This window comes from Streptomyces sp. NBC_01429 (assembly GCF_036231945.1).
In the GTDB taxonomy this organism is placed as follows: Bacteria; Actinomycetota; Actinomycetes; order Streptomycetales; family Streptomycetaceae; genus Streptomyces.
Genome location: NZ_CP109599.1, coordinates 4,700,804 through 4,714,521, shown reverse-complemented (window position 1 = coordinate 4,714,521; position 13,718 = coordinate 4,700,804). Strand labels below are relative to the sequence as shown.

The following is a 13,718-nucleotide window of genomic DNA, read 5'->3' as shown; positions in this document are numbered from 1 at the left end:
CTTGGCGGGGCCTGAGTCGGCGGGGCCGGACTCGTGGGGAGGGGGCTGCGTCATCGGATCAGTTGCCGCTGCCGGTGGAGGCGGACGGGGACGCCGAGGCGGCGGCCGAGGGCTGTCCGCTCGGCGGCGCGGACGGAGGCGCCTCGCCCGTGCCGGGCGGCGGCCCCTCCCCCGGCGGTACGTTCCCGCCGCCGCCCCCGGCGGCGGCCGGTCCCCCGCCGAACGGCGAGATCTCCGACGGCGTCAGCGAGATACCGCCCATGAAGGCCAGCCCGAGCACGGCCACGTATCCGATACAGACGACCCCGAACAGGATCCCCGCGCGGCGCAGCAGCCGGGACCGGCGCCCGGAGGCGTCGACGAATACGGGGCCTTCCTGGGGGCCGGAGCCACGCTTGCGGCGCCGGCCGCGTGCCACGGGCCTTTTTTCGAGGGCGGGGTCAGAATGCATGCGAGCACGTTGGCGGGCGCCGATGTGTGAAACCTGTGTATTCAGCGGCGCATTGCTATGAAAGAACCCGCTACCTGTCAGCACGCTGAGAGACGAGGGATTGCCGGATTCCCCCTCTCCGCCCCTCTCATCAGCTAACCAGCCCTTCATGAGAGGAAGTTGAAGAACACCTGCGCCGCGATTCCCGCCAACTGTGCGATGCGTCACCACATTCGGCCGCACATTCAGCCGTGAGACGCTCATTTCTCTCCCTTGTTTCCCTCACGAGAGCGGGTGCGTTCGGCATGCGGATTTCCCCGAGACGGAGTTCCGGCCGGCTGGCCGGACTGCTCGCGCTGGGTCTGGTCTGCGCCGCCTGTTCCACGGGCACCGCCGCCGACACCGGCCAGGAGCCGGCGCCGCGCGCGGCACCCTCCCGGCCCGGCGGGACGGCCGACGGCGCGACCGGCGGGGCCACCACCACGGCCTTCGCGCCCTACGTCAGCGCCACCACGGTCGCCGCCACCGACGCGGCCGGCTCACCGAGCACGTACAACCTGGCCTTCTCCGTCGCGGCGGACGCGGACAGCTGCACCCCGACCTGGGGCGGTACGGCGGCGTACGACAGCGCGGCCGTGCAGTCCCGTACGGCGGCGCTCGCCTCCTCCGGCGCCGATCTGCGGGTCTCCTTCGGCGGCGCGGCCGGCACCGAACTCGCCCTCGCCTGCGGCAGCGCCGACAAGCTGGCGGCGGCGTACGCGAAGGTGCTCGACGCGGTCGGCGCGAGCAAGGCGGACTTCGACATCGAGGGTGACGCGCTGACCGACACCGCGTCCGTCGCCCTGCGCGACAAGGCGCTCGCCAAACTCCAGCGGACCCGCGACCTCGACATCACGTACACCCTGCCGGTGATGCCGGACGGCCTGGAGAAGACCGCGACGGCGGTCCTCTCCGACGCCGTGGAGCGGGGCGTGGAACTGTCGGCCGTCAACATCATGGCGATGAACTACAGCACATCGGATGACGGGGACATGGGCGACTACGCGGAGCAGGCGGCCCGCGCCGCCCACGACCAGATCTCCGGCATCCTCGGTCTGTCGTCGGCCGAGACGTGGAAGTCGCTCCACATCACGGCCATGATCGGCGTCAACGACGTGGCCGCCGAGACCTTCACCCTCGCGGACGCCGCCCAACTGCGCCGTTTCGCCCGGAGCGAGGGCGTGGGCGCGCTCTCCATGTGGGCGTCCTTCCGCGATCAGCAGTGCGCGGCCGGGGTGTCGACGGCCAAGGCGTCCGACACCTGTAGCGGCGTCGAGCAGAAGGCGGGTGACTTCGCGAAGGCGCTGGCGGGCTGAGCCCGCGGCCACGAGTCCGGCGAGGTCCGCACGAGGGGGCCCTACGCCCTGCGGTGCACCAGCCGCCCCGCGCACACCGTCGCGACGCACCGGCCGTCCGCGTCGAACACGGCCAGGTCGGCGCGTCGCCCCTCCGCCAGCTCCGGGCGGCGCACGGCGGGCAGCACCAGGACGCCCACCCGGGCCGCTGCGGCCCGGATCCCCGGCTCCGCCGCGTACCGTTCCAGCACCGCCGCCGCTCCCCGCTTCAGCACCTCGTGCACCCGCTCGCGCGGGCTCGGCGCGTCGGGCAGCGGCCCCTCGTGGACCAGAGCGGGCCCGAGGGTCCCGTGCCAGGTCCGCACCCGGGCGCCGGGGAACCGCTCGCGCAGCTCCTCGTACGTGCCGACGGCGCCGATCCGGTCACCGGCCACGACCACGGCGCGGCCCGGCTCGTCGGCGACATGCAGGGTCTCCAACGTGAACGCTCCGGCTCAGTTGGAGGAGATGAGCTTCAGCTCGGGGTGCGCCGTACCGCCCTCGATCGCGGTCGACGAGATGTGCGAGACGACGCGCTCGTCGACCGGGTCGTTCGCCGGGTCGTCGTGCACGACGAGGTGCTCGTACGTCGTGGCGCGCTGCGCCGGGACGCGGCCCGCCTTGCGGATCAGGTCGATGATCTCCAGCCGGTTGGAGCGGTGCCTGGCGCCCGCCGACGAGACGACGTTCTCCTCCAGCATGATCGAGCCGAGGTCGTCGGCGCCGTAGTGCAGCGACAGCTGGCCGACCTCCTTGCCGGTGGTCAGCCACGAGCCCTGGATGTGCGCGACGTTGTCGAGGAAGAGGCGCGCGATCGAGATCATCCGCAGGTACTCGAAGAGCGTGGCCTGCGTCCGGCCCTTCAGCTTGTTGTTCTCGGGCTGGTAGGTGTACGGGATGAACGCGCGGAAGCCGCCCGTCCGGTCCTGTACGTCGCGGATCATCCGCAGGTGCTCGATGCGCTCGGCGTTGGTCTCGCCGGTCCCCATCAGCATCGTGGAGGTGGACTCGACGCCCAGGCCGTGCGCGATCTCCATGATCTCCAGCCAGCGCTCGCCGGACTCCTTGAGCGGCGCGATCGCCGTGCGCGGCCGGGCGGGCAGCAGCTCGGCGCCCGCGCCGGCGAAGGAGTCGAGACCGGCGGCGTGGATCCGCTGGATGGCCTCGTCGACCGGCACCTTGGAGATCCGGGCCATGTGCTCGATCTCGGAGGCGCCCAGCGAGTGGATGACCAGCTGCGGGAACTCCTTCTTGATCGCGGCGAAGTGCTGCTCGTAGTACTCGACGCCGTAGTCCGGGTGGTGGCCGCCCTGGAACATGATCTGCGTACCGCCCAGCTCGACGGTCTCCGCGCAGCGGCGCAGGATGTCGTCGAGGTCGCGGCTCCAGCCCTTGTCGGTGTCCTTGGGCGCGGCGTAGAAGGCGCAGAACTTGCACGCCGTCACACAGACGTTGGTGTAGTTGATGTTGCGCTCGATGATGTACGTCGCGATGTGCTCGGTCCCCGCGTACCGCCGCCTGCGTACCGCGTCGGCGGCGGCGCCCAGCGCGTGCAGGGGGGCGGAGCGGTACAGATCGAGCGCTTCCCCGGGGGTGATGCGGCCGCCGGCGGCGGCGCGGTCGAGGACGCCAGTGACGTGTTCGGACGTGAGGTCGGCCTTCTCGGTCACTGGGGTGGGTCCTTCCCGAGGTGGTGCGGTGCGAGGGGGTGGAGCGTGCGGTCGGAGCGTGGGCGGTGACGACCGATCCAGCCTACGCCAGGGCATTCGTCCGCCCGGTGCGCGGGCTTGACGGCCCGGCGCGGGCGGTTCGGCGCCCCGGTGCCGGCGCCTCGGTGTGGGTGCCTCGGTGTGGGTGCCCCCGTGCCGGTGCCGCCGTGTCAGCGCTTGAGCAGTTCCACGTGGACATCGGCCGGGAACCCCGTCGTCGGACCGACCCGGCGCGCGAACTCCCGCACGCCCGCGAGCTGGTCGGGGCCGAAGCGGAAGTCGAGCGTCGTGAAGTAGCGCTCCAGCAGCTCCGCGTCGAAGGCTTCCCAGCGCGCGGCCTGCTTGGCGACCTGGCCGACCTCCTCCAGGGAGAGGTCCCGGGAGGCGAGGAACGCCTCGTGGGCCTTGCGCACGTGCCACGGCTCGCGCGCCAGATAGTCCTTGCGCGCCGCCCAGACCGCGAAGACGAACGGCAGCCCCGTCCAGTCCTTCCACATCTGCCCCAGGTCATGGACCTGGAGGCCGAGCTTGGGCGCGTCGTGCAGCGAGGCGCGCAGCGCGGCGTCGCCGATCAGGACACCGGCCTCGGCCTCCTGCATCATCAGGCCGAGGTCCGGCGGGCAGGTGTAGTAGTCGGGCCGCACCCCGTACTTCTCGCCGAGCAGCAGCTGCGCCAGCCGGACCGACGTACGGGAGGTGGAGCCGAGCGCCACCCGGGCGCCGTCGAGCTGCTCCAGCGGCACCTGCGAGACGATCACGCAGGACATGACCGGCCCGTCGCAGCCGACCGCGAGATCGGGGAAGGCGACGAGATCGTCGGCGTTGCGGAGGAATTCGACCAGGGTGACGGGGGCGATATCCAGCTCGCCCCGAATCAGCTGTTCGCTGAGCTTCTCCGGGGTGTCCTTCGTCAGCTCCAGGTCGAGCAGGAATCCGGTCCTGGCGAGTCCCCAATAGAGGGGGAGGCAGTTCAGGAACTGGATATGCCCGACGCGGGGACGGGTACGGCCCGGGTCGCGGCGGACGTCGGAGCCGGAGTCCGATCGGGAGTCCGATCCGGAGCCCGGACCGGCGCCGGTACCGGAGCCGGGCGGCGCCGCCGCCCGCGTCGCGTCTGCCGTGTCCGCCGTACCTGCCGCTGTGTTTTCCTCGGGACTGTCCACATCGCGAGGCTAGACCCGTGTCGTACCAGGGACGGATCCGGGGGCGCTCAGGGGCCCGCGCGGCGCCCGATTCGTCAGCACGGAAGGCCCTGTACAAACGTCCGGGTGAAGTGATCTTTCCCTCTACCGCTGCCCACATGCTGCGTGCTAGGCTCGCCGCAAGTTGCAGTTTGGTTTCCCTTGCAGTACAGAGCCTGCGGAGCATGTGACCCGCAGGCTTTTGTAGTTTTCAGACTTCTTTGCAGGTTCTGGAGCAGGGCAACCCTTTGGCCCAAGGAGGGCTTATGGCTACCGGAACCGTCAAGTGGTTCAACGCTGAAAAGGGCTTCGGCTTCATCGCCCAGGACGGCGGCGGCCCGGATGTCTTCGTCCACTACTCCGCGATCAACGCGACCGGCTTCCGCTCCCTTGAGGAGAACCAGGTCGTGAACTTCGACGTCACTCAGGGTCCGAAGGGCCCGCAGGCGGAGAACGTCACCCCGGCCTAGTTGCCCGGGTCGGCGATCGCGCACGACTTACGCAGTAACCAAGGAGCCCTGCTCCCCCACTCGGGTGGGGGAGCAGGGCTCCTGCCTGTGTGTGCGGAGCAGGGGCGGGACCGGTGCCGTACGGGCGCAGCCGGGGCCGTGATTCGTATACGAACCCCGGCCCCGCCCGCCAGTGGTCCCCGGGACGGTCAGACGGCGACCGGCACCTTCTCCTCGTGCGTGGCACCGGCGCCGCCGAACTCGTCCACCGGCGAGGCCGAGGCCGAGTTGTACGCGTCGTGGTCGAGGATCTTCTCGCGCGCCGCGACGACGACCGGGACCAGCGCCTGGCCCGCCACGTTGGTGGCCGTCCGCATCATGTCCAGGATCGGGTCGATGGCCATCAGCAGCCCCACGCCCTCCAGCGGGAGGCCGAGCGTCGAGAGGGTCAGCGTCAGCATGACCGTCGCGCCGGTGAGCCCGGCGGTGGCCGCCGAGCCGACGACCGAGACGAAGGCGATCAGCAGATAGTCCTGGATGCCCAGCTGGACGTCGAAGATCTGCGCGATGAAGATCGCGGCGAGCGCCGGGTAGATCGCCGCGCAGCCGTCCATCTTGGTCGTCGCGCCGAACGGCACGGCGAAGGACGCGTACTCCTTGGGGACGCCGAGGCGCTCGGTGACCTTCTGCGTGACGGGCATGGTGCCGACCGAGGAGCGCGAGACGAAGGCGAGCTGGATGGCCGGCCAGGCACCCTTGTAGAACTGGAGCGGGTTGACCTTGGCGACCGTCGCGAGCAGCAGCGGGTAGACGCCGAAGAGGACCAGCGCGCAGCCGATGTAGACATCGGCGGTGAAGGTCGCGTACTTGCCGATGAGGTCCCAGCCGTAGTCCGCGATGGCGAAGCCGATGAGGCCGATGGTGCCGATCGGGGCGAGCCGGATGACCCACCACAGGGCCTTCTGGAGGAGTTCCAGCACGGCCTCGCTGAGGGTCAGGATCGGCTGCGCCTTCTCGCCGAGCTTCAGGGCGGCGATGCCGGCGACGGCGGCCATGAAGACGATCTGGAGCACCTTCAGCTCGGTGAAGGGGGTGATGACGTCCGTCGGGACGATGCCGGTCAGGAAGTCGATCCAGGAGCCGGAGCCCTCGGGCGCCTTGCCGTCCCTGGGGGTGAGGCCGGTGCCGGCGCCGGGGTTGGTGATCAGGCCGATCGCCAGGCCGATGGCGACCGCTATCAGCGAGGTGATCATGAACCAGAGCAGGGTGCGGGAGGCGAGCCTCGCCGCGTTGTTGACCTTGCGCAGATTGGTGATCGACACCAGGATCGCGAAGAACACGAGCGGCGCGACGGCCAGCTTGAGCAGCTGGACGAAGATGCTGCCCGTCTTGTCGAGCGTCGTGTACAGCCAGCCGACGTCCTGGCTGCGGGCGAGCCAGCCGAGCAGGACACCGAGGACCAGACCGGCGACGATCTGCGCCCAGAACGGGACCCTGGGGAGTCTCGGCCCCCCGGAACCGGAACGGGGAGAGCCGGACGGCTCATCGGCGGGGGCCGGGGACGTGGGCGCGGGGGTCGCGGACACGGACACACTCCAGACGTGGCGTATCAGGTCATACGGGAACGGGACAGGGGTGCGGCGCGCGCCTCGAAGAGGGCGCCGCTGCATGATGCCGGGTCAGACCGAACGGCAACAGACCGCGGACATACAGCGGCAGAGATCGACATGCAGGCGCGCCACGAGCGGGGAGCCCATGTCGTGGCGGGGACGCACTGCTGTCTTCATGTCGAACACGTTAACACTTGAACTTTGAGAACCTCAAAGCTCGCCTTTGGGTCACGTCGGACGGGGCCGCGAAACACCGCACCCCGGCTCCGGAGGTCTCCGGAGCCGGGGTGCGGTGGGGTGTCGTACGGGCGCGGAACGCGCGGCGGGCGCCTACTGGAGGGCGCCGTCCTCCTGCGTGCGGCTGCTCTCCAGCCGGGCGTCCAGCCTGGACTTCGCGTGGTCGACCTTGGGGGCGAGCTGCTCGGACATCGCGTCGCGCTGCTTGCGCAGCAGGACGAAGCTGAGCGGCGCCGAGATGATGATGGCGAGCAGCGGCACCCACACGAAGTTGGAGTCGCCGAGACCCTTGGGCAGGACGCCGAACTGCACCAGGAGGGCGACAGCGGCGAAGCAGAGGACGAAGATGCCGAAGCGCATCGCCGTGTACCGGATGGTGGCGTTCGTCTTCGCAGCGGTCACAGCGGGCCTTCTCTCTTCCTGATGCTTGCGCGTATCCGGCTGGTGCCTGCGCGTATCCGAGTGCGTGTTGCCCGAACAGTCAAGCACGCCCCGTTCAGTACCGGTTCAGCGGGAGCGTCATCATGATGTCGTCGCGGTCGTCCCCCGGGGCGACCCTGATCGCGTCGGGCACCCGCCCGACCTCCTTGTAGCCGCACCCGGCGTAGAACGCGTCCAGGCCCGTACCGCCCCGGCAGGTGAGCCGGATCGACTCGATGCCGTCGATGGACCGGGCGGATCCGGCCGCCGCCGCCAGGAGGTCGCGGCCGTATCCCCGGCCCTGGTGGCGCGGGTGCACCATGACCGTGTACAGCCAGAGCCAGTGGCGCATCAGCTGGTGGGTGTTGAGCACGAGGAACGCCGTCGCCGCGACGGCGCCCTCCTCGTCGTACCCGACCAGCAGCCGGCAGCGGCCCTCGGCCATCGCGGCGAAGTGCTTGACCAGCTCGGGCCGGATCGCCTCGGCCGTCACCGGCGGTACGAAGCCGACCGCGCCGCCCGCGTGGGTGACGTCGACCCACAGGGCGAGGATGCCGTCGCGCAGGGCGCGGTCGACCGGCGGGTCCAGCGTGAAGGTGAGTGCCATCGAACCGGCCGCCTCAGACCCGCATCGGCTGGGGAGACTCGCGACGGTCCGCGTCGGGACCGGGGTACTCGCGGATGATCTCGTACCGGGTGTTGCGCTCGACGGGACGGAAGCCCGCGTCGCGGATCAGGTCGAGCAGGTCGTCACGGCCGAGCTTGTTGGGCGTGCCGTAGTTGTCCGCGTCGTGGGTGATCTTGTACTCGACGACGGAGCCGTCCATGTCGTCCGCGCCGTGCTGGAGCGCGAGCTGCGCGGTCTGGACGCCGTGCATCACCCAGAAGACCTTGACGTGCGGCACGTTGTCGAAGAGCAGCCGGGAGACCGCGAAGGTCTTCAGGGCCTCGGCGCCGGTGGCCATCGTCGTACGGGCCTGGAGGCGGTTGCGGACCTTGCCGTCCTTCATGTCCACGAAGTCGTGCTGGTAGCGCAGCGGGATGAAGACCTGGAAGCCGCCGGTCTCGTCCTGGAGTTCGCGCAGCCGCAGCACGTGGTCCACCCGGTGGCGGGGCTCCTCGATGTGGCCGTAGAGCATCGTGGCCGGGGTCTTGAGCCCCTTCTCGTGGGCCAGCCGGTGGATGCGCGACCAGTCTTCCCAGTGGGTGTTGTGGTCCACGATGTGCTGGCGGACCTCCCAGTCGAAGATCTCGGCGCCGCCGCCGGTCAGGGATTCCAGCCCGGCCTCGATCAGCTCGTCGAGGATCTCGGAGGCCGAGAGTCCCGAGATCGTCTCGAAGTGGTGGATCTCGGTGGCGGTGAACGCCTTCAGGGAGACCTGCGGGAGGGCTTCCTTGAGCGCGCTGAGCGAGCGCGGGTAGTAGCGCCAGGGCAGCGTGGGGTGCAGGCCGTTGACGATGTGCAGCTCGGTGAGGCTCTCGCCCTCCATCGCCTTGGCGAGGCGGACGGCCTCCTCGATGCGCATCGTGTACGCGTCCTTCTCGCCCGGCTTGCGCTGGAACGAGCAGTAGGCGCAGGACGCCGTGCACACGTTCGTCATGTTGAGGTGACGGTTGACGTTGAAGTGGACCACGTCGCCGTTCTTGCGCGTGCGCACCTCGTGCGCGAGGCCGCCGAGCCAGGCCAGGTCGTCCGACTCGTAGAGGGCGATGCCGTCCTCACGGGTCAGCCGCTCACCGGCCCTGACCTTCTCCTCCAGCTCGCGCTTGCGACCTACATCCTGGACAGATGCAGTCATCAGGCCGCCTCCCATACGTCTACCAATCGGGCCGTCCGAGCCTACGCCCCCCGACCGACAACACCCGAGGCGGCCCTCCGGCGGAGCCCGGGCGCGGGCTCACTCCTCGGGAAGTTCACCGACCCGGTTCTCCCACTTCGTGGAGAGAACGATGGTGGTACGGGTCCGGGAGACGCCCTTCGTGCCGCTCAGCCGGCCGATCGTCTTCTCCAGGCCGTCCACGTCACCGGCCCTGACCTTGAGCATGTACGAGTCGTCGCCCGCGATGAACCAGCAGTCCTCGATCTCCCCGAGATCGCGCATCCGGCGGGCCACGTCCTCGTGGTCGGCCGCGTCGGAGAGGGAGATCCCGATCAGCGCGGTGACACCGAGCCCGAGCGAGGCCGAGTCGACCGTCGCGCGGTAGCCGGTGATGACGCCCGCCGTTTCGAGCCGGTTGATGCGGTCGGTGACGCTGGGCCCGGAGAGCCCGACGAGCCGGCCCAGCTCGGCGTAGGAGGCTCTGCCGTTCTCCCTGAGTGCCTGGATGAGCTGCCTGTCCACGGTGTCCATGGGAATGAAGCCTTCCATTGTTCAGATATCAAGCGAGTATACACAGCTAATCTAAGGCATGGGTAGCCCAATACCTGCGAATTAGCGGATTGAACTTAGCTGTCGGCGCGGGAACCGCCCAGTTCGCCTTCCCAGCGGCGGTACAGCCCGTGCGCCACCCCCGCCGCGTCCAGCACCCGCCCGGCGACGAAGTCCACCAGGTCCTGGATGTGCGTCGCGCCCGCGTAGAACGCCGGGGAGGCGGGCAGCACCACGGCCCCGGCCTCGTCCAGCGCCACGAGGTGCCTGAGCGTCTGCCCGTTCAGCGGCGTCTCCCGTACGGCGACGACCAGCCTGCGGCGCTCCTTCAGGGTCACGCTCGCCGCGCGCTGGAGCAGGTCCTTCGAGAGGCCGAGCGCCACCCCGGCCACGCACGCCGTCGACGCGGGCACGATCAGCATCCCCTGGACGGGATACGAGCCGGAGGACGGCCCGGCGGCCAGGTCACCGGCGCTCCAGTGCCGCACGTCGTCCAGGCACGGGTCGAAGGTGTCCGGCTTCCCGTCGGCGCCCCGCGCCAGCCAGGTCCGCAGATCGTCGCGCCAGTGCGCGTCGCGGAAGGCGATGCCCGTCTCGTCCAGCAGCGTCAGCCGCGACGCGCGGCTCACCACGAGATCCACGCGCTGTCCGGCGTCCAGCAGACCGCGCAGCACGGCGGCGGCGTACGGCGTCCCCGACGCGCCGGAGACCCCGACGACCCAGGGCCGCCGGGGCTGTCGCGGGCTCTGCTGGTCTGCGTACGGTCCGGGCTTCACGGATCCGAGCCTATCCGGCGCCCCCGGGCCGGAACCGACAGCGGCCCCCGGACGTTCAGAGGACAGGACCGAGGGGGGCTGAGATGCCGTATCCGACCGTGGATTCGACCCAGAAGGGCCGGGCCGCGCGCATGAAACCGGCCGCGGCGCTGATGATCGGCTGGGTCGCGCTGCTCTGGGTCATCGAGGCGGTGAACAGCTCGACGGACGCGCTCGCCACCTACGGGCTGAGCCCCCGGGAGTTCGGCGAGCTGCGCGACGTCATCCCGATGGCCTTCCTGCACCACGGCTTCGACCACCTCATGTCCAACACCGTGCCGCTGCTGATCCTCGGCTTCCTCGCCGCGCTGACCGGGCTGCGCCGCTTCGCCGCCGTCGTCCTCACCATCATGGTCGTCGGCGGTCTCGGCGTCTGGATCACCGCGGCCGACCACACGGTGACGGCGGGCGCCTCGGGCGTCGTCTTCGGTCTGCTCGGCTATCTGCTGGTGCGGGGCTTCGTCGATCGCAACGCGGTGGACATCGTCACCGGTCTGCTGGTGCTCCTGTTCTACGGCTCCGCGCTGTGGGGCGTGCTGCCGACCAACTCGGCCGTCAGCTGGCAGGGCCATCTCTTCGGGCTGATCGGCGGGGTGATGGCGGCGTTCATGTACCGCAGGCCGCCGCCGATCAACGAACGAATAAGCTGACGGCCCGTCAGTCCTGGCGGGCCCGGTCGGCTCAGACCGTGAGGCCGCGCGCCAGCAGATCGCACAGCGCGCACACGAACAGGGCGATCCCGATGAAGCCGTTCACGGAGAAGAACGCCCGGTTCAGCCGCGAGAGGTCGTGCGGCTTCACGATCGTGTGCTCGTAGAGGAAGGCTCCGCCGACGATCGCCAGCCCGATCCAGAAGAACGCCCCGGCGTCCGTGGCCACCGCGTACCAGACCAGCAGCGCCGAGGTGACGACATGGGCGCAGCGCGCCCCGTACAGCGCGGCCGGGATGCCGAAGCGGGCCGGCACGGACTTCACTCCGTGCGCGCGGTCCGCCTGGACGTCCTGGCAGGCGAAGATCAGGTCGAAGCCGCCGATCCAGACGCCGACCGCCAGTCCGAGGATCACCGCGTCCCAGGACCAGCTCCCGGTCACCGCGAGCCAGGCGCCGACGGGGCCCATGGCCTGGGCGATGCCCAGGATGGCGTGCGGGAAGTTCGTGAACCTCTTCCCGTACGGATAGACCACCATCGGGATCACCGCGACGGGCGCCAGCGCCAGGCACAGCGGGTTGAGCGCGGCGGCCGCGCCCAGGAAGACGGCGAGGGCGATGAGCGCGCCGGTCCAGGCCGACCGCACCGACACCGCGCCCGTCACCAGCTCACGGCCCGCCGTGCGCGGGTTACGGGCGTCGATCTCGCGGTCGATGATCCGGTTGCAGGCCATCGCGAACGTACGGAGTCCGACCATGGCGACCGTGATCAGCAGCAGCCGGCCCCAGAGGATGTCGCCGTCGAGCTGGAACATCGCGGTGAGCGCGGCGATATAGGCGAACGGCAGGGCGAAGACCGAGTGCTCGATCATCACCAGCCGCAGAAAGCCCCTGGTCCTGCTCGGCGGTTGCGGCAGTGCCGCGGCGGCGCTGGTCACAGCCCGTACTCCCTCCACCGGCGGTCGACCTTCGCCGCCGTCTCCGGGTCGGACTCGACCATCTCCGGCCAGCCCCCGTCCCGTGTGTACCCCTCCTCGGGGAGCTTGCGCGTCGCGTCGATGCCCGCCTTGCCGCCCCAGAACTGCTGGTAGGAGGAGTGGTCGAGATGGTCGACCGGTCCCTCCACCACGGTGAGGTCGCGCGCGTAGTCGGTGTTGCCGAGCGCCCGCCAGGACACCTCGTGCAGATCGTGGACATCGCAGTCCGCGTCGACGACCACGATCAGTTTGGTCAGCGACATCATGTGCGCACCCCAGATCGCGTGCATCACCTTCTGCGCGTGCTTGGGGTACTTCTTGTCGATCGAGACGATCGCACAGTTGTGGAAGCCGCCGGACTCGGGCAGGTGGTAGTCCACGATGTCCGGCACGATGATCTTCAGCAGCGGCAGGAAGAACCGTTCCGTCGCCCGTCCCAGCGGCCCGTCCTCGGTCGGCGGCCTGCCGACCACGATCGACTGGAGCAGCGGGCGCCTGCGCATCGTCACGCAGTCGATGGTGAGCGCCGGGAACTCCTCCTGCGGGGTGTAGAAGCCGGTGTGGTCCCCGAACGGGCCCTCCGGCAGCGTCTTCCCCGGCTCCAGCCACCCCTCGATGACGACCTCGGCGTTGGCCGGGACCTGGAGCGGCACGGTCTTGCAGTCGACCATCTCGATGCGCCGGCCCTGCAAGAAGCCCGCGAAGAGGTACTCGTCGATGTCGCCGGGCAGCGGCGCGGTGGAGGCGTACGTCACGGCGGGCGGACAGCCGAAGGCGATCGCGACGGGCAGCCGCTCGCCGCGCTTCGCGGCCACCTGGTAGTGGTTGCGGCTGTCCTTGTGGATCTGCCAGTGCATCCCGATGGTGCGCCGGTCGTGTCGCTGGAGCCGGTAGAGCCCGAGGTTGCGGACGCCGGTCTCGGGGTGCTTGGTGTGCGTCAGCCCGAGGTTGAAGAACGACCCGCCGTCCTCGGGCCAGGTGAACAGCGCGGGCAGCTGGTCGAGGTCCACGTCGTCGCCGGTGAGGACCACTTCCTGGACCGGCGCGTCCTTGATCTTCTTCGGCGGTACGTGCGCCATGGAGCCGAGCTTGCCGAACGCCTCGCGCACCCCGATGAAGCCCTGCGGCAGCTCCGGCTTGAGCAGCCCGCCGATCTTGTCGCTGATGTCGCTGTACGCCTTCAGCCCGAGCGCCTTGAGCAGCCTGCGGTCCGTGCCGTACACGTTCATCGCCAGGGGCATCGAGGAGCCCCGTACGTTCTCGAAGAGGAGCGCGGGCCCACCGGCCTTGTGCACCCGGTCGACGATCTCCCCGACCTCCAGGTACGGGTCGACTTCGGCCTTGATGCGCTTGAGGTCGCCGTCGCGCTCCAGCGCCCGGAGGAGCGAGCGAAGATCGTCGTAAGCCATGCGCTCCAGTGTGTCATCCTCCCCCGCGCGATCTTCCGGGGGCGGCACGGTGGCGCGCGGGGAACGTCGTCGGCTCCTACGGGTCAAGGT

Annotated in this window: 15 protein-coding genes; 3 read left to right on the top strand and 12 right to left on the bottom strand. The window is 70.0% G+C overall.

Features of this window, described 5'->3' with window-relative positions; genetic code table 11:
- Positions 1–58 precede the first annotated feature (58 nt).
- The gene (locus OG627_RS20635) at positions 59–451 is read right to left on the bottom strand and encodes a hypothetical protein (protein WP_329067224.1); all 393 of its coding nucleotides are present in this window, start codon (positions 449–451) and stop codon (positions 59–61) included.
- 284 nt (positions 452–735) lie between these two features.
- On the opposite strand from OG627_RS20635, the gene OG627_RS20630 reads away from it, so the two are divergent.
- A complete protein-coding gene (locus OG627_RS20630; protein ID WP_329067223.1) occupies positions 736–1,785 on the top strand; it encodes a chitinase in 1,050 nt (349 codons plus the stop codon).
- A 41-nt stretch (positions 1,786–1,826) separates the two neighbouring features.
- On the opposite strand, the gene OG627_RS20625 is transcribed toward OG627_RS20630, so the two are convergent.
- The 3 genes from OG627_RS20625 to OG627_RS20615 form a co-directional block, all read right to left on the bottom strand.
- Positions 1,827–2,243 (bottom strand): imidazolonepropionase-like domain-containing protein, encoded by a 417-nt coding sequence (locus tag OG627_RS20625; RefSeq protein WP_329067221.1) that lies wholly within the window; start codon positions 2,241–2,243, stop codon positions 1,827–1,829.
- 15 nt (positions 2,244–2,258) lie between these two features.
- Complete coding sequence (mqnC, locus tag OG627_RS20620) at positions 2,259–3,473, bottom strand: cyclic dehypoxanthinyl futalosine synthase (RefSeq protein WP_329067220.1); 1,215 nt, start codon at positions 3,471–3,473, stop codon at positions 2,259–2,261.
- Between the two features lie 209 nt (positions 3,474–3,682).
- Entirely contained in the window at positions 3,683–4,495 is an 813-nt protein-coding gene (locus OG627_RS20615) for a menaquinone biosynthetic enzyme MqnA/MqnD family protein (protein WP_329072828.1), read from the bottom strand.
- A gap of 464 nt (positions 4,496–4,959) precedes the next feature.
- On the opposite strand from OG627_RS20615, the gene OG627_RS20610 reads away from it, so the two are divergent.
- On the top strand, positions 4,960–5,163 hold the full coding sequence (locus tag OG627_RS20610; protein ID WP_017948713.1) for a cold-shock protein: 204 nt from the start codon (positions 4,960–4,962) through the stop codon (positions 5,161–5,163).
- Between the two features lie 188 nt (positions 5,164–5,351).
- On the opposite strand, the gene OG627_RS20605 is transcribed toward OG627_RS20610, so the two are convergent.
- The 6 genes from OG627_RS20605 to OG627_RS20580 form a co-directional block, all read right to left on the bottom strand.
- Positions 5,352–6,728 (bottom strand): dicarboxylate/amino acid:cation symporter, encoded by a 1,377-nt coding sequence (locus OG627_RS20605; protein ID WP_329067218.1) that lies wholly within the window; start codon positions 6,726–6,728, stop codon positions 5,352–5,354.
- A 354-nt stretch (positions 6,729–7,082) separates the two neighbouring features.
- Positions 7,083–7,391 (bottom strand): DUF4229 domain-containing protein, encoded by a 309-nt coding sequence (locus OG627_RS20600; RefSeq protein WP_329067216.1) that lies wholly within the window; start codon positions 7,389–7,391, stop codon positions 7,083–7,085.
- 94 nt (positions 7,392–7,485) lie between these two features.
- Positions 7,486–8,016: a GNAT family N-acetyltransferase gene (locus OG627_RS20595; protein WP_329067215.1), complete on the bottom strand. Its 531-nt coding sequence runs from the start codon at positions 8,014–8,016 to the stop codon at positions 7,486–7,488.
- A gap of 13 nt (positions 8,017–8,029) precedes the next feature.
- Positions 8,030–9,208, bottom strand: coding sequence for an aminofutalosine synthase MqnE (gene mqnE / locus OG627_RS20590; RefSeq protein WP_443073512.1), 1,179 nt, complete (start codon positions 9,206–9,208; stop codon positions 8,030–8,032).
- A 99-nt stretch (positions 9,209–9,307) separates the two neighbouring features.
- Complete coding sequence (locus OG627_RS20585; RefSeq protein WP_114625838.1) at positions 9,308–9,760, bottom strand: Lrp/AsnC family transcriptional regulator; 453 nt, start codon at positions 9,758–9,760, stop codon at positions 9,308–9,310.
- A gap of 95 nt (positions 9,761–9,855) precedes the next feature.
- Positions 9,856–10,554: a UbiX family flavin prenyltransferase gene (locus tag OG627_RS20580; protein ID WP_329067208.1), complete on the bottom strand. Its 699-nt coding sequence runs from the start codon at positions 10,552–10,554 to the stop codon at positions 9,856–9,858.
- Between the two features lie 83 nt (positions 10,555–10,637).
- Here OG627_RS20580 and OG627_RS20575 point away from each other — a divergent pair, with 83 nt between their 5' ends.
- Positions 10,638–11,243 carry a rhomboid family intramembrane serine protease gene (locus tag OG627_RS20575; RefSeq protein ID WP_443073511.1) on the top strand — a complete coding sequence of 202 codons (606 nt, stop codon included), beginning with the start codon at positions 10,638–10,640 and terminating at the stop codon, positions 11,241–11,243.
- Between the two features lie 31 nt (positions 11,244–11,274).
- On the opposite strand, the gene mqnP is transcribed toward OG627_RS20575, so the two are convergent.
- Positions 11,275–12,180, bottom strand: coding sequence for a menaquinone biosynthesis prenyltransferase MqnP (gene mqnP / locus OG627_RS20570; protein ID WP_329067206.1), 906 nt, complete (start codon positions 12,178–12,180; stop codon positions 11,275–11,277).
- Positions 12,177–13,628: a menaquinone biosynthesis decarboxylase gene (locus tag OG627_RS20565; RefSeq protein WP_329067203.1), complete on the bottom strand. Its 1,452-nt coding sequence runs from the start codon at positions 13,626–13,628 to the stop codon at positions 12,177–12,179. Before OG627_RS20565 ends, mqnP begins: the two co-directional genes overlap by 4 nt.
- Positions 13,629–13,718: the final 90 nt, after the last annotated feature.

Excerpts from the sequence above, each read along its gene's own strand:
- mqnE (WP_443073512.1), bottom strand. The coding sequence starts at position 9,208 with ATGACTGCATCTGTCCAGGATGTAGGTCGCAAGCGCGAGCTGGAGGAG.
- OG627_RS20630 (WP_329067223.1), top strand. The coding sequence starts at position 736 with ATGCGGATTTCCCCGAGACGGAGTTCCGGCCGGCTGGCCGGACTGCTC.
- OG627_RS20575 (WP_443073511.1), top strand. The coding sequence starts at position 10,638 with ATGCCGTATCCGACCGTGGATTCGACCCAGAAGGGCCGGGCCGCGCGC.
- OG627_RS20585 (WP_114625838.1), bottom strand. The coding sequence starts at position 9,760 with ATGGACACCGTGGACAGGCAGCTCATCCAGGCACTCAGGGAGAACGGC.
- OG627_RS20610 (WP_017948713.1), top strand. The coding sequence starts at position 4,960 with ATGGCTACCGGAACCGTCAAGTGGTTCAACGCTGAAAAGGGCTTCGGC.
- OG627_RS20565 (WP_329067203.1), bottom strand. The coding sequence starts at position 13,628 with ATGGCTTACGACGATCTTCGCTCGCTCCTCCGGGCGCTGGAGCGCGAC.
- OG627_RS20635 (WP_329067224.1), bottom strand. The coding sequence starts at position 451 with ATGCATTCTGACCCCGCCCTCGAAAAAAGGCCCGTGGCACGCGGCCGG.
- OG627_RS20595 (WP_329067215.1), bottom strand. The coding sequence starts at position 8,016 with ATGGCACTCACCTTCACGCTGGACCCGCCGGTCGACCGCGCCCTGCGC.